We start from the raw sequence: 16,102 nt of genomic DNA, 5'->3' as shown, positions 1-16,102 counted from the left end.
TGTCGGCACACACCACAAGTCCACTCAAGGGATACTTGCTTCACCATGCGCCTCAAGCTTGACCAAATCCTGTACACGGCCGCAATCGGCACGTTCCTTTGGATCGCGCCCGCCGCCGCTGCGGCTGCGCAGGATGCCGCCGCTCCGGCTGAAGTGGCGCAGGTGTCCGCATACCGCATCAATTCCGGCGACACGCTGGAAATCTATGTGTGGGGCGAGGAGCGGCTCCAGCGCACGGTGAACGTGCTTCCGGACGGGACGGTGGCGTTCCCGCTGGTGGGCCAGCTGCGGGCGCAGGGTCTGCTGCCGCAGGAACTCGAGGCGCAGATCCGCCGCGGGCTGCAGAGCCAGTACCGGGGCGAAGTGCCGCAGGTCACGGTGTCCGTCGCCCCCACCGGAATGCAGTTCTCGGTGATGGGGCGCGTGCGTTCACCGGGAAGCTTCGCGCCGGGTCGGTATGTCAACGTCCTCGAGGCGCTCAGCCTTGCCGGCGGTCCGAACGAGTTCGCCGACCTCGACAACGTCGTGGTGATCCGCAAGGCCGGCGACGGCGTGCGCACGCTGAGGGTGCGGATGGCCCCGCTCTTCCGCAGCGGCGCCAGCGCCGCCGACGTGCAGCGCGCCAACCTCGTCCGCATCGAGAGCGGCGACACGGTGATCATCCCATGACCGCCCTTCGCGAGCGGCTTTCCAGAGCGGTTCTGCTCGGAACCGCGGCGGCGCTGCTGGTGCCGTCCCCTGCCTTGGCCAACCCCCGCACCGAAGTGCGCGTGTCGGGGGCCTTGGGCGTGGAGAACAACCCGTTCCTCACTGTCGAGGACAGCGGCGAAGGCGTTGCGGCCACGGCAGAGATCCAGGTGGAGCCGAGCCTCTACCTTGAGGACGAGCGCACCACGCTCCGGTTCTACGGCAATCTGCGGCTGCGCCAGTTCTTCCAGAACTACGGCACGGATGCCTCTGTGCTGCTGGGCACATCCGGTTCGACCCGCGTGGACGAGCGCACGACGCTGACGGGCGGCGCCACCTTCCAGAGCAGCCGGTCGGCGATTCAGGACGCCTTTCTCCTCGGCGGAACCGGGGGTCTCATCGGCCTCGAGCCGGGAACCGTGCCGACCTTTGATCTCATCGACCCCACGGTTCCGGGAAGCCGGCAGCGCTTCACGCGCTACGGCGCGGAGGCCGGGGTGCAGCGGCGGCTGACGCCGCGCGACGTGGCGTCCGTCGGGCTGGCATTCAACGAAAGCCGCACGTCCGGGGACTTCGGGTTCGATTACCGGGTGGCCGATCTCGTGCTGGGCTACGGGCGCGCCCTGAACGAGCGCACGACGCTCCAGGGCAATCTTGCCCTGTCACGCTCCGATTTGCTGAACAGCGCCACGGGCGACGCATTCAGCGTGACGCCCCTGATCGGCATCCAGCAGCAGATCTCCGAACGCCTCAACTGGTCGGCGCAGGCCGGGCTGGCCTACTCGCGCGTGAACGCCGGGCCGGGGCTGACGATCGACAGCACCACCTTCGCCTTCTCGGTGAGCGGCTGCCGGCGCTCGGCCAACGCGAACCTGTGCATCGCGGCGCAGCAGCAGCCGCGCCCCACCACCTTCGGCGGCTTCACCAACACCACCGGCGTCAACGTGGGCTACGACGTGACCCTCAACCGGCGGGACTCCCTTGGCTTCACCGGCTCCTACCAGCGCAGCGAGCAGCTGGCGCCGATGGCATTCGGCGAGCTTCCGATCAGTGCCAAGGACGAGCTGCTTGGCTTCGGGGCGGAGTTCCGGCGGGCCTTCACCAATCGTTTAGTCGGCTTTGCTAATGCCTCCTATACCCGGATCTGGTCCGAACTGTTTCCGGATCGCGATGCGAATGTGCGCGCCCTAGTCGGCGTGACCTACATTTTTGGAAGACAGCGGTGACAGCGGCAATGGATGAGGTCATCTTCGACGAACCCCGCGGACCGGGGATCGGCGCGCTCGTCTCGCAGCTGCCGATGATCCTGGCGGATCGCAAGTGGTGGCTGATCGTCCCCATCCTGCTCGGGCTTGTGGCGGCGGTCGCCACGCTCGTCTTCATCCGGCCACTCTACGAGTCCTCGGCGCTGATGGTGGTGCAGTCGCCGCAGATCCAGGACAATGCGCTCTCGCAGATGAGCGGGGAAGTGGTGGACCGGCGCATCGCCCGCATTCAGGCCGAGGTGATCAGCCGCCCCAACCTCATCAGCCTCATTGAACGGCACAACCTCTACCCCGACGAACGCCGGTCCGAACCCCTGTCGTCCACCATCACCCGGATGCGCGAGGCGATCACGCTGCAGCCCACGGAGGTGCAGGTCGCCGACCGGCAGAACGACAGCCGGACCATCGCCTTCCGCCTCGCCTACCAGTACACCGAACCACGGGCGACGCAGGCGGTCACGCAGGATCTGATGGACCGCATCCTCGAGCTCGACGCCAGCGGCAATGTCGAGCAGGCGACCAACACCGTGCAGTTCCTCACCGATCAGGCCGCCGACCTCGAGGCCCGCATCGCCCAGCTTCAGGGCGAGCAGAACGCCATCACCGCGCGCTATGGCGGCGTTCTTGCCGGCGCAACGTCACCGATCGTGACCGGCGGCGGAGGCAATTACGAGTTCCAGATCGCACAGCTGCAGCGCGAGAATGTCGCTCTGGCGAGCCAGCGTCAGGCCTTGCAGAACGTCGACACCAGCGACCCCAACGTGGTGGCCGCCGAAGCGCGGCTGGCCAGCCTTCGCGCCATCTACACCGAGAACCATCCCGACGTCGCGATTGCCAAGCAGCAGCTGGCGCAGGCGAGGCAGCTCGCGGCGCAGAACCAGCGCGCCATGCCGACGCAGAACTTCGATCAGCAGATCGCCTTCAACAACGCCCAGATCGCAGCCTTGCGCGCGGCGCAGGCGCGCGAGCGCGACACCATCGGTTCCCAGATCGCGTCGCAGTCGCGCGCGCCGCTCGTGCAGCAACAGCTCGCCAATATCCAGCAGGAGCTTTCCGGCCTGAACACACAGTATCAGGACGTTCAGCAACGCCTGACGCTCGCCCGCGCCGGTGTGAAGGCCGAGGACGAGCAGATTGCCGAACGGCTGTCGGTCGTAGAGCCACCGGTGGTGCCGGACGAGCCGGTCTGGCCCAACCGCTGGCTGCTTCTGGGTCTCAGCCTTGGCGGCGGACTGGCGCTCGGCATCGTTCTTGCCCTGGCGGTCGAGATGATCTTCCGCCCTATCCGCGACCCTGACAGCCTGGCTGCAGTGACCGGCGAAGGGCCTCTGGCGGTCATCCCGGCGCTCTCGCGGCCGGCGGGCCGGCGGCGCGGTCTGCGCCTCCCCTTCCCCTTGCGTCGATCGGCGGCGAAAGCATGAACATGATGGACACGGTGAACGGCGGCATGCGCGGCGAGAATTCCTCGCGGGCCGGCGAGCCTGCGGACGATCTGCCGGGAGCAGGCACGCGCCCGGCGGCCCTTGCGTCGGCAACCCCTCGACCGGCCGAGGCGGATGAGCGGCTGCTCAATCTTGCCGACGTGCCCTCCTTCACCCCCGATCCGGCTGTGCTCGAGGCCAACCACATCGTCGCGTTCGACGGGCGCGACATGCGCGCGCGTCCCTTCACCCTGATGCGCACCCGGTTCGCCAAGCAGCTTGACCTGCAAAAGATGCGAATGGTCGGCATCACCTCTCCCGCGCCCTCGGCGGGCAAGTCGATGATGGCGGTGAACCTTGCGGCGGCGCTCGCGCGGCTGAAGGACGTGCCCGTCGTCCTGGCGGATCTCGACCTGAGGCGGGGCAGCGTTGCCGAGGCGCTTGGCCTGCCGGTGGAGCACGGGATCGACGATCTGCTCGCCAGCGGCCGGGGTGACCCGGCCAAGCTGTGCGTCCAGATCGAAGGCTTGCCGCTCGTCGTGATGCCCACCCGCGTGACCAAGGGCGACTCCTCCCAGCTTCTCACCGGAAGCGCTTTCGAAAATCTCATGCGCTGGATGCGTGCCATCTCGCGCGAGGCGATCGTGCTGGTCGACCTCCCGCCCGTGTTCGCGAACGACGATGCGATGCTGCTGGTGGAGGCGCTCGACGGCTACATGCTGGTGGTCGAAAGCGGGAAGACGACGGCCCGGCAGGTGCGCGACGCAATGGACCTGCTCAAGCCCGCCACTCCGCTGGGCACCGTTCTCAACCGGTACAAGGGCGGGGTGCTCGACACGTACGGTTACGGCTCCGGCGCGCAGTACAGCAAATATTACGATCGCTGAGCGTCGGCGGATCGTCCGCTCTCCCCGCAGGAGCTGAGCTGTTCAGGAGGTGGCCCTGAAGGCGGCGAGCAGCGGCTCCACCGCCCGATCGACCACGAACTCCCGGCCGACTCGCTCCCTGCCCCGGCGCCCCATCTCCGCCGCGAACTCCGGCCGCGCGACCAGTTCGATGCGGTTCTCCGATGATTCGAAATGTCTCGCCTCCACAAGAGAGGATCCGTGACGCGATCTTCTTCTCTTGCCATCCGCCTACGAAAGCTCATCCCTACACGAAAGGCAGTGCCGAGTGGGTCAGGTCCACCCACCCTGCAACACCGCTAGTGAGACCAGCCAGCCCGGTCAGTTCCCTTAGAACAAGGGCCAGCCCCACGAACAGCGCAGTGGCTTCGGCGTCCTGACGCCAGAACGACAGGCCGTGTGCACCTGCCCGGGCGGTCAGCACGGCGTAGCGCAGCATCTCCACCGCCGAGAAGACGACCACCGCCGCCGCCATGCCGTAAAGCGGCAGCACCAGCGGCACGAGCGTGACGAGCGCCAGCAGCTTCGCGCCGTTCCCTATGGCCATGTTGGCAGGTTTGCCAATGCCCATCAGCATATTGTCCGCAAAGGTTGCCAGCATGGCGAACCAGCCTCCGGTCAACAGCACGGACAGGTAGAAGCCGGCCGCCGCATACCGCGCATCATAGGCAAGGGTGATGAAACGGTCGGCCACGGCAAGGCCGCACGCCATGCCGACGGCGATGATCACCACAATCGCCCGGCGCACCGGGCGAACCGCCTCGCGCAACGCCACGCCGCGCAAGGGGCTCGTCGCCACCTTGGGGAACAGCACCTGGGAGGCCAGATGCTGCGTGAGTGCCGTGGCGGTGTCGGCAAAGGTGCGTGCGATGCCGTACACGCCGAGCGCGGCAAACGAGGCCGCCTGCGCCACGTAAAGACGATCGAAATTGGCCGCGAGGAAAAAAATCAGCGTCGAGAGGAAAACCCATTTGCCGAAGCCGAAGATCGCTCTCACCGCTCCCCGATCCCACGTGAAGCGATGAATACGCCAGTCCATCATGAAGAACGACGAAATGGCGACGAAAGAGGCACTGATGAGCAGCGCGTAGACAAGTGCCCAGATTGACTGCAGGTACCATGCCAGAAAAAGGTGGACCGCGGCGGAAAAGGTCCCCTGAACGATGCCGAAGATGGCAAGTCGACGAGTTCGAATGTCTCTTTGCAAAAGAAAGCGCGCCGGTGAGATGAAGCCGCTGATGACAAAGACCAGTGCCGAAACAGGCAGCAGCGAGAGCAGCAGCGGTTCGTCATACAGATGCGCAATCGGCACACTCGCAGCGACCATCGCCGCGAACAGCACCAGCCCGCGGACGACCTGCAAGGTCCAGGCAGTCCGGTAGAAGCGGGACTTATCGCCATCCTTGTGCTGGACGATGCTTTGCCCGATGCCGATGTCGCTGAGCAGTTCGCCGCCTGTCTGCACCGTGTTGATCAACGCCATCAGGCCGAGCAGTTCCGGTGCCAGCAGAGCCGCAAGGCCGATGCTCGTGCCGAGCCGCAGGATCTGTCCGACGATGAAGGCGGCGATGACCCAGCCTCCGGCGGCCATCAGGACTGATCGTCTGTCCAGCTCGGCGCGCAGCACCAAGGCGGTGGATTGCAGGCGGGTCAGCATCAATTGTGGCGGTCTAGGCAGCAACGCCCGGCGCAGGCGAGTGGCGCTTGCGGGAGGCAGCATGTGCCGCAGCACGCGTCGCGTGGCGCGCCTTTGTCTCCTGTCGCATTCTCACGATGCACCCCGCCATGATCCCCAAGCTGGTGGCGAAGGCGTAGTTCATCGAGCTCATCACGAACACCCACTCGTAAAGGCTCTGCAACGCCATGGCCAGCAAGGCGCAGGTGCAGCCGAGAACGATGTCGCCGCGCGGATCATGCCGGCTTCGGAAGGTGTAGAACAAGCCAAGCGCGATGCTCCACGCGAGGAAGGGGATCAGCGTTACGAGACCAAACCACCCTAGTTCCGCGGCGGTCAGGTAGTAGAGATTGTGAACAACGGCCGACCGGCTGCCTTCCCCCCAGAACACGCCAGCGCGTTCCGAATAGCCCTCCGTGTTCGCCACCAAGGTATATCGGTTGGCGCCGACCCCGAGCGGATTGTCGGCGAACATCGCGGCAGCCGCCTTCTCAAACGCCTCCCGCTCTTCGTCGACAGCGCCGAACTGCGACAGGTTCGACAGACGCTGTTCAAGCCCGGCCAGCATGACGGGTGCAGCCGCCGCAATCAGAAGCGCGGTGACGCCCACCGTTGCCACTTTCGCGCCGGTGACCCGCCGCGCCAGCGAGAGCACGAGCAGCAGGGCCAGGCCGAGACCGAGAAAGCCGATCGAGCCGCGCGACGCGCCAAGCGCCACGGTGACAAAGCCGCCGGCCACCCCCGCCATGTACAATTTGGAGCGGCTGCCGGCGAGCAGCAGCGCCAGCAGAGGCAGCGTCGAGAAGTGCATGACCATGCCGGTGATGTTCTGGTGCCCCAGGGTACCGGGCGCCTGCATGTCGCCGCCGAGGCGCTGGAAGGTGGTCACCGCGCCCTGGATGATGGCGCCCCATGACAGACCGATGGCGATCCACCGCAGGCCGCCCTGCTGCTGGACGACGGTCGCCACCGTGATGAAGACGAGAAAGGCGCGCAGGAGCTGCCAGGCGTAGCTGAAGGGCGCAAAGAAGCCGGGCGCCTGAAGGATGGAGAGCAGCACGGCGACGATGTAGGCGAGAAACAACGTCACGAAGGGCAGATTGCCGACGCGGAAACGCGTGTTGGCAAGGATCGCGATGCACAGCGCGTCCAGCAGCGTGAACACCAGACCCTTGACGTAGCCGAGCCCGCCGAACTGCCACAGGCTCGCATCGAGGTTCAGCGAACCCTGAACGACCGGGAACACGCCGATGCACGCATAGGCGTACGGCCGAAGGGCACGGTTGTTGCGGAGCAGAACGATCAGCACCGGCACCGCCAGCAGCACCAGCACGATGCCGACATACCTCATGCCATGGTTCCTGCGCCGGTGTCTGTCATGAGATGCCTGACCTCGAAGCCCGTTCAGAACGCGTTCTTGTGGACCACGACGCGCAGGGTGCGAAGCATGATGATGATGTCGTTCATCAGCGACCAGCTTGCCAGATATTCGAGATCGGCACGCACCCTCGCCTGCAGATCCTCCACCCGTTCCGTCGCGCCGCGAAAACCGCGCACCTGCGCGAGACCGGTGATGCCCGGCTTCAAGGCGTGGCGCAGCCAGTACTGGTTGGTCGCCTCCCAGAACAGCGCGTCGCCGGCATGCGAGCCGAGCGCGTGCGGGCGCGGACCGACGATGCTCATGTGGCCAAGGACCACGTTGAACAGCTGCGGGAGCTCGTCGAGGCTCGTCTTGCGGATAAAGCGTCCGACGCGGGTGATCCGGTCATCGTCCCGGCGGGTCGAGACGTGACCTGCGGCGTCGAGTTGCTCCACCCGCATCGACCGGAACTTGAAGATGGAGAACTGACGGTTGCCCTGTCCCACGCGTGCCTGACGAAAGAGCACCGGACCCGGGCTGTCGATCTTGATCGCCGCGGCGATGAGCAGCAGCAGCGGACCCAGCGCCACGATGGCAAGCCCCGCGACGACAAGGTCGAAGATGCGCTTCTGGATCCGCGCCGCCAGGCTCAGCGGACCGCGCGACAGGACGATGGTGTCGTTCGTCGCATACTCGCCAATGGCGACGGCCCCGTGAAGCAGATCGCGGTCGAGAATGATCTCGCCCCCGACATCGTGGCTGCGCAGGAACATGGCCCAGTTGGCCCGCTTCTCGTAGGTGCAGGCCACCACCACCCGGTCATACGGCGCAATGATCCGCGACAGCGCATCCATGCGGGCCGGGTGCTGCAGACACGGGGACAGCTGAAGAGCCGCCACATCGACGACGCTGTGCGCAAGGTCGCGGGGAACTTCGAGATCGTCGAGCACGAGGATGGTCGAGGTGGCTTCCCTTCCGAGCCACCGCGTCGCCACACTGTCCAGCACCACCTTGAACGCGATGATCAGCAGCGCTGCCGTGGCGAAGGTGACGAGGAAACCGACCCGTGAGAAGGTGTCGACATCGAAAAGGAAGATGCCGCCAAGCATGATCAGCGCCGTCGCACCCAGCGCTCCCAGCGCGCGGTTGATGGCGACCGAGCGGCTTTCGAGGCTGTCGACCGACTGCACCTCGCGCGCGATGGCGAACATCACGAACACTGGCAGGGCCACCGCAATGATGGAGTGTGCGCCGATGTTGAGGTTCTCGGCCGGGCGCAGGTGGGTCGCGACAAGGTAGCCGAGCACCAGCGCGATCACGTCCGCAAGGAGGGACAGCGCGTAGAGCACGGCACGCTTGTCCCGCGCGGCCCAGTGTGGCTGCGCCGCGCCAGCCCACCCCGGCTCGGACTGTCCCGCCAAGCGCGTTTCGATGTTCACGAGGTTGGCCCCCGCCGGGTCATGGAACGTCGCAAGCCGCCGGGCCATCCCGCTGCGGCAGCGGACGACGCGTGGGGATCGCTGTCCTTATCCCTCATGCCACACAACCTCACAACGCGTTCAGCACGACACCCGGAACCGTTCCGGCATCGAGGCAGGCTTTGCGGCCCGTGCCGCTCCCGCCTAAGGCTGTCAGAACCGCGGCAATCGCACCTTCAGGACCACGAACACGTAAACGATGACTGCCGCAAGGACGATCGCCGCGGGAACATGCATCTCCTCATTGCCCAGGTAATTGGCGACGGCGCAGCCCACGGCCGGCGGTGCGTAGTGCCAGAGCTTGTCGCGCAACACCTCCTCGCTCGACCGCTGAAGCATCAGTGTCACCAGTCCGGCAAAGCAGAAAACCGTCAACCAGTCCCAAACAGTTTCCACCGCACTTCCCCATGACCACGCATCCGCAGACCCGGTCATCCGGCAGCGGCAGACCGGGCCTGTATGCGTCAGACGGTGCGGAATTGCCAGTGCGAAGGCGGAGCCTCCTCGCCGCATGACCCGCAATGAGACGGCTCCGCGCGTGGGCGGAATTCCAAAGGGGGCAGCGCGGCTACTCTGCCACCCGTCCGCGAGCCATGACCCATTCCACGCGTTCAAGCACGGTCGCATCGCGCAGCGGATTGCCGGCGACAGCGATGAGGTCGGCGCTGAATCCGGGAGCAAGCCGGCCGATCTGCGTCTCCAGCCCCAGCACGCGGGCCGCATCCGTCGTCGCGCTCGCCAGGGCCTGCCGGCTCGTCATGCCCTGCGCCAGCAGCAGCCGGAACTCGCCCGCGTTGCGCCCGTGCTCGAACACCCCGGCGTCGGTGCCGAAAGCGACCGGCACGCCGAGATCGAGGGCGCGCCGCAGGAACACGCCGGCGCTTTGCGCGACGGCCCGCACCTTGTCCTCGACCACCGGCGTGTAGACGCCCTTGCCCAGCCGCTCGCTGATCCCCTGAAACGCCATCAGCGTCGGCACCAGCACCGTGCCGCTGCGCCGCATGGCTGCGGCGGCCGGCGGATCGAGATAGGTGCCGTGCTCCACCGTCGCCACGCCTGCCCGGGCAGCCGCTTCGATGCCCCGCGCGCCGTGCGCGTGAGCCATGACCTTGAGGCCGAGCGACCGTGCCGTGTCGACGATTGCGGTCATCTCCGCGTCGGAAAAGTGCGCTTCCAGCCCGCGCCCCTGCTGGCTCAGCACGCCGCCGGTCGCGGTGATCTTGATGACATCGGCACCGTTCTGCGCCGCCCGCCGCACCCGTGCCGCGCACTCGACCGGCCCGGTGCAGGTGAAGCCGCTGGTCAGCACAGCGTTCACGTCGGGCCGGAAACCGTTCACATCGCCATGCCCGCCGATGATCGCGATGGGCGGGCCGGCGGCCACGATGCGGGGGCCGGGGATGACTCCTTCCTCTGTCGCCCGGCGCAGGGCGAAGGCGCTCTGCCCGCTGCTTCCTGCCTCGCGGACGGTGGTGAAGCCGGCCTTCAGCGTGCGGCGCGCGTTGCGGACGCCGACCACCATGGACCATTCCGGCGGATCGGTCGCATCGCGCCAGAATTCGCCGCCCGGATCCGAGGTCAGGTGGACGTGAAGATCGACAAGGCCCGGCAGCACGGTCAGGGCACGCAGGTCGACGACCCGCTCCCCGGCCGCAGGGGCTCTGTGCCCCTGCTCGACCGCGACGATCCGGTCGTCCTGCACGATCACCGTGGCCGGTCCGGTCGGTTCGCCTGCGGCATCGACGATGACGGAGCCGGCGTGGATGACGATCGTCTCGGCGCGGGCCGAAGCCGACCATGTCAGCAGCATGCCACATGCCGCCGCCGTCATTGCCAAACGCGTCGCGTGTCTCATGCCGCTGCCCCCTTTGCGCCCGAGCAAGTGTGCCGCAGGCGCGCCTCCTCGACAACCCTCAGGCTGGGCGGAGGATCAGAAGGTGTAACCCACCCCGAGGCCGAGCAGCCACTGGTCGGCGCTACCTCGGACGCTGGTGAAGGGGGTGCGGCGCGCAGAACCGGCCAGCCGCGTGTAGGCCCCGATGCCGACGAGTGAGAAGCCGCCATTGGTCAGGTCGCCGTCAAGGTCGACCGCCCCGAGCAGACCGGCGTTCACGCTTTCCCACCCGCCTTGCGCGGCGAACGGGGCGAGCGTCTGCCCGGCAACGCCCGGCGCGGCCGTGGGAACGGAGTAGTAGTAGCGCGCATAATCGTCATCGATCCGGTTCGCCCCGACCGACAGCGAGGCGGCGGCGCCCCGGCTCAGCGGGGTGAAGTACGACACCGAGGGAGAGACCACGCTGCCGCGATGCGCGCCCGCCACATCCCACACCACATCCACGCTGACGCTCAGCCGGTCGAACGGGTTGAGCACCGCGGGAAACGCAATCCCGACGCTCGGCCCCACCTCGACGGCCGTGTCGAGCCGCCCGTAGGCGGCGACCACGGGATCCTCGATCCGCCGGACACGGTCGCGGTTGAGGCGGATCACCGGACCGAGCGCGAACTGAGGGCCGGTGTCGTCGTCGGGCAGCAGATCGAGCGCGAGGCCCGCAGGCCGCGGACTGATGCCGATGCCCCCGACCCGCCCCTGGACCAGCGGCAGGACGGTGAAGACATAGTCGTCCGACCCTGAATAGCTGGGCGAACGCGCAACCCCGATCCCCACCGTGATGAAATCGCCGTCGAAGACGCTTTCGGCCGGCAGGTCGGGCAGGGTCGCCGGCGCACCACGTTCCTGCGCCTGACCCGCGGTCGCCAGCGTCAGGCCGAGCAGCCCCGCGGCCCAGCGCGCCACCCCGCAGCGTCCGCTCCGCGCGCCCTCCCTGCGTCGTTCCATGCCCCCTCCACTCGTCTGCCTTGCTCCGCCGCGAACCATTGGCGTCCGGTTGTGTTCCTGCACCCTCGCGAACGGGCAGGCAAGCAATTGCCCCGGACGCGGTTCACGCCTACTTGGGCGCGGCATGGCTCTCCAGAAGGCAGACATCGCCATCGCGGGTGGCGGCCTCGCGGGCGGACTGATCGCGCTGGCGGTGGCGCGCAGCCACCCCGCGGCGGCGATCGCGCTCGTCGAGGGTGGCGAACGCCCGGGGGGCAATCATCGCTGGAGCTGGTTCGGCAGCGATCTCGACGCCGAAAGCGCGGCGTTGCTGTCCTGCTTTCCCTCGGCGCGCTGGAACGACAGCTACACGGTGCGCTTTCCCGCCTACTCGCGGGCGCTGCCGACGCCATACAATTCCCTTGCCAGCCGGGACTTCGCCGACACGCTCGAACGCACGCTGAAGCCGGGCAGCATCATGACCGGGCAGACCGTGGCGGGACTTGATGCCGGGGGCGTGACGCTTGCCAGCGGCACACGTATCGAGGCGCGCCACGTGATCGACTGCCGGGGCCTGAAGGAAACCCGGACGCTGAGAGGCGGCTGGCAGGTGTTCCTAGGCCAGGAATGGCGGCTCGACCGCCCGCATGGCATGGCAGGGCCGGTCATCATGGACGCCACGGTTGTGCAGGCGGATGGCTACCGCTTCCTCTATCTCCTTCCGCTCGGTGCCGACACGCTGTTCCTCGAGGACACCTACTACGCCGACACGCCGGTGCTCGACGAACCGCTGCTGCGGCAGCGCATTGCCGACTACGTGCGCGCCCGCGGCTGGTCGGGGAAGCCGATGGCGGAGGAGACGGGCACGCTGCCTGTCATCACGGGAGGCGACTTTGCGGCCTTCCAGGAGGCACACCGCACTCCCGGCGTGGCGCGCGCCGGCGCGCGCGGCGGGTTCGTTCATCCGCTGACCTCCTACACCCTGCCGCACGCGGCTCGCGTGGCGACTCTCGTGGCAAGGGCCCTGTCGGCTCCGCACGCCGATCTTGCCGCGATGCTGGATGCCGAGGCCCGCCGGCACTGGCAGGCCACGGGATTTTACCGCCTGCTCGGACGGATGCTGTTCGGAGCCGCACATCCTGCGCAGCGGTATCGCGTCTTCCAGCATTTCTACCGCCTGCCCGCGCCACTGATCGAGCGGTTCTACGCGGCCCGCTCGACCTGGGCCGACCGCGCGCGTATCCTTGCCGGGCGCCCGCCCGTCCCCGTCACCCGCGCCTTCGGCGCGCTCGCCAGCCACTGCCCTCCCCTTGCCCGAACGGATCCCAGCCATGCATGATGTCGTTGATCGCACCCGGCCGGCCAGCGAGACCGCACCGCACACGGGACGCAGCGCCTGCGTCATCGGCGCAGGGTTCGGGGGACTGGCGCTGGCCATCCGGCTACAGAGCGCGGGCATCGCCACCACGCTCGTTGAGGGCCGCGACAAGCCGGGAGGCCGGGCCTATTTCTGGGAGCGGGACGGCTTCACGTTCGACGCCGGACCGACCGTCATCACCGACCCCGACTGCCTGCGCGAGTTGTGGGCGCTCACCGGGCACGACATGGCCCGCGATGTCGAACTTCTGGAGGTGAAGCCATTCTACCGGCTCATGTGGCCGGACGGCACGCAGTTCGACTATTCGAACGACGAGGATCACCTGAGGTCCGAGATCGTCAAGCTCAATCCGGAGGATGTCGGCGGATACCAGCGGTTCCTGGCCTATTCCGAGGAAGTCTGGCGGGAAGGATACATCAAGCTCGGCCATGTGCCTTTCCTCGACTTCAAGTCGATGCTGAAGGCCGCGCCGGCTTTGGCGAAGAACCAGGCGTACCGCTCCGTCTATTCCATGGTGTCGAGCTTCGTCACCAACGAGCGCCTGCGCGAGGCGCTGAGCTTCCACACCCTGCTCGTCGGCGGCAATCCGATGCGGACAAGCGCCATCTATGCGCTCATCCACAAGCTGGAGAAGGACGGCGGCGTGTGGTGGGCGAAGGGCGGAACCAACCGGCTGGTCGCTGCGATGGTGACGCAGTTCGAGCGGATCGGCGGCACGATCCGGCTGGGCGATCCGGTCACCGCCCTGCACGCGCCGGGCAACCGGGTCCAGCAGGTCGAGACCGCTTCAGGCTGGAGCGGCACCTTCGATGCCGTCGCCAGCAACGCGGACATCATGCATTCCTATCGCGACCTTCTGGGCGGAACGGCGCGGGGGCGATCCTACGCCCGCAGCCTCAAGCGCAAGAGCTTTTCGCCCAGCCTGTTCGTCGTTCATTTCGGCATCGAGGGCACTTGGCCCGGCATTCCGCACCACTGCATCCTGTTCGGGCCGCGCTACAAGGGGCTGCTCGAGGACATCTACGACCACGGCGTGCTGCCGCAGGACTTTTCCATCTACCTGCACCACCCGACGGTCACCGATCCCGGCATGGCCCCCGAAGGCAAGAGCACGTTCTATGCCCTCGTCCCGGTCGCCCACATGGGCAAGCTGGCGATCGACTGGAACGAGATCGGCCCCGTGCTGGAGCGGCGCATCCTCGACGAGCTGGGCCGGCGGCTGATCCCCGACATCCACGCGCGGATCGTGACCAAGTTCCACTACGCGCCCACGGATTTCGCCCACGACCTCAATGCCCATGTCGGCAGCGCGTTCTCGCTCGAACCGCTGTTAACCCAAAGTGCATGGTTCCGCGGCCACAACCGCGACGACGTGCTGCAGAACTTCTACCTCGTCGGAGCCGGGACTCACCCGGGCGCGGGCATACCGGGGGTGGTGGGCAGCGCCAAGGCAACGGCGAAACTCATGGTCGAGGATCTCGTCAGGTGACACGGCGATTGCACAGAGTGGCGGTGTATTGCGGGTCGGCCACGCCGGCGGACCCGCGCTACATGACCCTTGCACGGGCCACGGGCGCAGAGCTGGCGCGGCGCGGCATCGGCGTCGTTTATGGCGGCGGCAGGCTGGGACTGATGGGTGCGCTTGCCGCCGGGGCGTTGGAGGCGGGCGGCGAGGTCATCGGCGTCATCCCTCATGCCCTCGCCGGAAGCGAGGTCGCCAACCGCGACTGCACCGACCTGCGCCTCGTCGGCGGCATGCACGAGCGCAAGCAGCAGTTCACGGACCTGTCCGACGGCTTCATCACCCTTCCCGGCGGGGTGGGCACGATGGACGAGCTGTGGGAAGCGATCAGCTGGGCGCAGCTTGGCTACCACGACAAGCCGGTCGGTCTGCTCAACGCGTTCGGCTTCTACGACCATCTCGTCGCCTTCAACCGCCACATGGCGGCGGTCGGCTTCATCCGACCTGCGCACCAGACGATCCTCAAGGTGGCCGAGGATCTTCCGGCGCTGCTCGGCCTGCTGGAGGCGCATGAGCCGCACCGGCCGATCTTCCAGATGGAGGCCGCGGAGCTGTGAACGTCCAGTCACGCAGTCCGCGGATGCTGGCGCCTTCGCGCGTCCTGATCGAGACGCCCGCGCGGGCGGGCGGCGGCAACGATCGCGCCGAGCTGGTGTGGAAGGCGCGCGAGGCCATCGCCAAGGGGTCGCGATCCTTCGCGCTCGCATCCCGGCTTCTCGACCGGAACACCCGCGAGCGGGTGTGGCTGCTCTATGCCTGGTGCCGGCGCTGCGACGACATCGCCGACGATCAGCACCTCGGCGGCCGCATGGGCGAGAGCAAGGCGGCCGAGGACAAGGTGCAGGCGATCCGGGTCCTGACCCGCCGTGCCTTTGACGGACTGCCGACCGCAGACCCCGCCTTCGACGGGTTCGGCATGGTCGCGGCCGAAGCCGGCATCACCCGCGACATGGCCGACGACGTGATCGGCGGCTTTGCCCTCGACGCGACGGGGTGGCAGCCACGGTCGGAGGGCGACATGATGCGCTACTGCTACCATGTGGCCGGCGCGGTGGGCGTGATGATGGCCAAGGTGATGGGGGTGCCGGGAGAGGACTTCGACACCTATGACCGCGCCTGCGATCTCGGCCTCGCCTTCCAGATCGCCAACATCGCCAGGGACGTGGTCGAGGATGCGGCGGCCGGGCGCTGCTACCTGCCGCAGGAATGGCTGGCCGAGAAGGATCTTGCGCCCGGCGCGCACGCGCGCCCCGAAAATCGTTTCGTCCTCGCCTCCATCATGCCGCGGCTGATCGGCATGATGGACACGCACGTCGCGGCGGCCCGTCTCGGCGCAGCCCGGCTGCCCTTCCGGCAGCGCTGGGCGATCCTCGCTGCCGCCCGCATCTATGCCGCCATCGGGCACGAAGTTCTCGCCCGAGGGCAGAACGCCTGGGACGAGCGCGTGGTGATCGGCAAGGCTGCCAAGCTGCGCCACGTCGCCGCCGCTTTTCGCGAGGCGGTGGTCAACCGCCCGGTGGCGCCCCACCCGATGCCGGTGTGGACCCGCTCGAAGCTGCAGCCGGTGAAGGGCTGGTAGTGGACGCACACGGTCCG

General features: G+C 67.5%; 15 protein-coding genes. 8 read left to right on the top strand and 7 right to left on the bottom strand.

Annotation, left to right across the window (positions count from 1 at the left end; all coding sequences use genetic code 11):
* Nucleotides 1–45: 45 nt before the first annotated feature.
* From ETO60_RS04740 to ETO60_RS04725, 4 genes are read left to right on the top strand one after another with little or no spacing between them, the layout of a single operon-like run.
* Nucleotides 46–669: a polysaccharide biosynthesis/export family protein gene (locus ETO60_RS04740; RefSeq protein WP_130003298.1), complete on the top strand. Its 624-nt coding sequence runs from the start codon at nucleotides 46–48 to the stop codon at nucleotides 667–669.
* A complete protein-coding gene (locus tag ETO60_RS04735; protein WP_130003296.1) occupies nucleotides 666–1,913 on the top strand; it encodes a hypothetical protein in 1,248 nt (415 codons plus the stop codon). The genes ETO60_RS04740 and ETO60_RS04735 overlap by 4 nt, the downstream gene beginning before the upstream one ends.
* A gap of 8 nt (nucleotides 1,914–1,921) precedes the next feature.
* The gene (locus tag ETO60_RS04730; protein ID WP_130003294.1) at nucleotides 1,922–3,373 is read left to right on the top strand and encodes a GumC family protein; all 1,452 of its coding nucleotides are present in this window, start codon (nucleotides 1,922–1,924) and stop codon (nucleotides 3,371–3,373) included.
* On the top strand, nucleotides 3,370–4,260 hold the full coding sequence (locus ETO60_RS04725) for a CpsD/CapB family tyrosine-protein kinase (protein WP_130003292.1): 891 nt from the start codon (nucleotides 3,370–3,372) through the stop codon (nucleotides 4,258–4,260). Before ETO60_RS04730 ends, ETO60_RS04725 begins: the two co-directional genes overlap by 4 nt.
* Nucleotides 4,261–4,302: 42 nt before the next feature.
* Here ETO60_RS04725 and ETO60_RS11225 read toward each other — a convergent pair whose 3' ends face one another.
* The 7 genes from ETO60_RS11225 to ETO60_RS04695 form a co-directional block, all read right to left on the bottom strand.
* Nucleotides 4,303–4,467, bottom strand: coding sequence for a hypothetical protein (locus ETO60_RS11225; RefSeq protein ID WP_165362117.1), 165 nt, complete (start codon nucleotides 4,465–4,467; stop codon nucleotides 4,303–4,305).
* Between the two features lie 58 nt (nucleotides 4,468–4,525).
* Nucleotides 4,526–5,935 (bottom strand): oligosaccharide flippase family protein, encoded by a 1,410-nt coding sequence (locus tag ETO60_RS04720; protein WP_165362116.1) that lies wholly within the window; start codon nucleotides 5,933–5,935, stop codon nucleotides 4,526–4,528.
* Between the two features lie 13 nt (nucleotides 5,936–5,948).
* A complete protein-coding gene (locus tag ETO60_RS04715; protein ID WP_130003287.1) occupies nucleotides 5,949–7,304 on the bottom strand; it encodes an O-antigen ligase family protein in 1,356 nt (451 codons plus the stop codon).
* 53 nt (nucleotides 7,305–7,357) lie between these two features.
* Nucleotides 7,358–8,752 carry an exopolysaccharide biosynthesis polyprenyl glycosylphosphotransferase gene (locus ETO60_RS04710; RefSeq protein ID WP_130003285.1) on the bottom strand — a complete coding sequence of 465 codons (1,395 nt, stop codon included), beginning with the start codon at nucleotides 8,750–8,752 and terminating at the stop codon, nucleotides 7,358–7,360.
* A gap of 192 nt (nucleotides 8,753–8,944) precedes the next feature.
* Nucleotides 8,945–9,187: an XrtV sorting system accessory protein gene (locus ETO60_RS04705; protein WP_130003283.1), complete on the bottom strand. Its 243-nt coding sequence runs from the start codon at nucleotides 9,185–9,187 to the stop codon at nucleotides 8,945–8,947.
* A gap of 172 nt (nucleotides 9,188–9,359) precedes the next feature.
* Entirely contained in the window at nucleotides 9,360–10,601 is a 1,242-nt protein-coding gene (locus ETO60_RS04700) for a metal-dependent hydrolase family protein (RefSeq protein ID WP_234026333.1), read from the bottom strand.
* 120 nt (nucleotides 10,602–10,721) lie between these two features.
* Entirely contained in the window at nucleotides 10,722–11,627 is a 906-nt protein-coding gene (locus ETO60_RS04695; RefSeq protein ID WP_130003281.1) for a MipA/OmpV family protein, read from the bottom strand.
* Between the two features lie 124 nt (nucleotides 11,628–11,751).
* On the opposite strand from ETO60_RS04695, the gene crtY reads away from it, so the two are divergent.
* From crtY to ETO60_RS04675, 4 genes are read left to right on the top strand one after another with little or no spacing between them, the layout of a single operon-like run.
* A complete protein-coding gene (gene crtY / locus ETO60_RS04690; RefSeq protein WP_130003279.1) occupies nucleotides 11,752–12,945 on the top strand; it encodes a lycopene beta-cyclase CrtY in 1,194 nt (397 codons plus the stop codon).
* Nucleotides 12,938–14,473, top strand: coding sequence for a phytoene desaturase (locus ETO60_RS04685; protein WP_130003277.1), 1,536 nt, complete (start codon nucleotides 12,938–12,940; stop codon nucleotides 14,471–14,473). The genes crtY and ETO60_RS04685 overlap by 8 nt, the downstream gene beginning before the upstream one ends.
* Before the next feature lie 8 nt (nucleotides 14,474–14,481).
* Complete coding sequence (locus tag ETO60_RS04680) at nucleotides 14,482–15,063, top strand: LOG family protein (RefSeq protein ID WP_130004531.1); 582 nt, start codon at nucleotides 14,482–14,484, stop codon at nucleotides 15,061–15,063.
* Nucleotides 15,064–15,086: 23 nt separating this feature from the next.
* Complete coding sequence (locus ETO60_RS04675; protein WP_130003275.1) at nucleotides 15,087–16,085, top strand: phytoene/squalene synthase family protein; 999 nt, start codon at nucleotides 15,087–15,089, stop codon at nucleotides 16,083–16,085.
* The last annotated feature ends 17 nt before the right edge of the window (nucleotides 16,086–16,102 follow it).

This window comes from Qipengyuania thermophila (assembly GCF_004153605.1).
GTDB classification, from domain to species: Bacteria; Pseudomonadota; Alphaproteobacteria; order Sphingomonadales; family Sphingomonadaceae; genus Qipengyuania_B; species Qipengyuania_B thermophila.
Note: the sequence above shows the minus strand (reverse complement) of the source record. Positions and strands in the feature narration are given on the sequence as shown.

Excerpts from the sequence above, each read along its gene's own strand:
- ETO60_RS04740 (WP_130003298.1), top strand. The coding sequence starts at position 46 with ATGCGCCTCAAGCTTGACCAAATCCTGTACACGGCCGCAATCGGCACG.
- ETO60_RS04735 (WP_130003296.1), top strand. The coding sequence starts at position 666 with ATGACCGCCCTTCGCGAGCGGCTTTCCAGAGCGGTTCTGCTCGGAACC.
- ETO60_RS04730 (WP_130003294.1), top strand. The coding sequence starts at position 1,922 with ATGGATGAGGTCATCTTCGACGAACCCCGCGGACCGGGGATCGGCGCG.
- ETO60_RS04725 (WP_130003292.1), top strand. The coding sequence starts at position 3,370 with ATGAACATGATGGACACGGTGAACGGCGGCATGCGCGGCGAGAATTCC.
- ETO60_RS04720 (WP_165362116.1), bottom strand. The coding sequence starts at position 5,935 with ATGCTGACCCGCCTGCAATCCACCGCCTTGGTGCTGCGCGCCGAGCTG.
- ETO60_RS04715 (WP_130003287.1), bottom strand. The coding sequence starts at position 7,304 with ATGAGGTATGTCGGCATCGTGCTGGTGCTGCTGGCGGTGCCGGTGCTG.
- ETO60_RS04700 (WP_234026333.1), bottom strand. The coding sequence starts at position 10,601 with ATGCTGCTGACATGGTCGGCTTCGGCCCGCGCCGAGACGATCGTCATC.
- ETO60_RS04695 (WP_130003281.1), bottom strand. The coding sequence starts at position 11,627 with ATGGAACGACGCAGGGAGGGCGCGCGGAGCGGACGCTGCGGGGTGGCG.
- crtY (WP_130003279.1), top strand. The coding sequence starts at position 11,752 with ATGGCTCTCCAGAAGGCAGACATCGCCATCGCGGGTGGCGGCCTCGCG.
- ETO60_RS04685 (WP_130003277.1), top strand. The coding sequence starts at position 12,938 with ATGCATGATGTCGTTGATCGCACCCGGCCGGCCAGCGAGACCGCACCG.
- ETO60_RS04675 (WP_130003275.1), top strand. The coding sequence starts at position 15,087 with ATGCTGGCGCCTTCGCGCGTCCTGATCGAGACGCCCGCGCGGGCGGGC.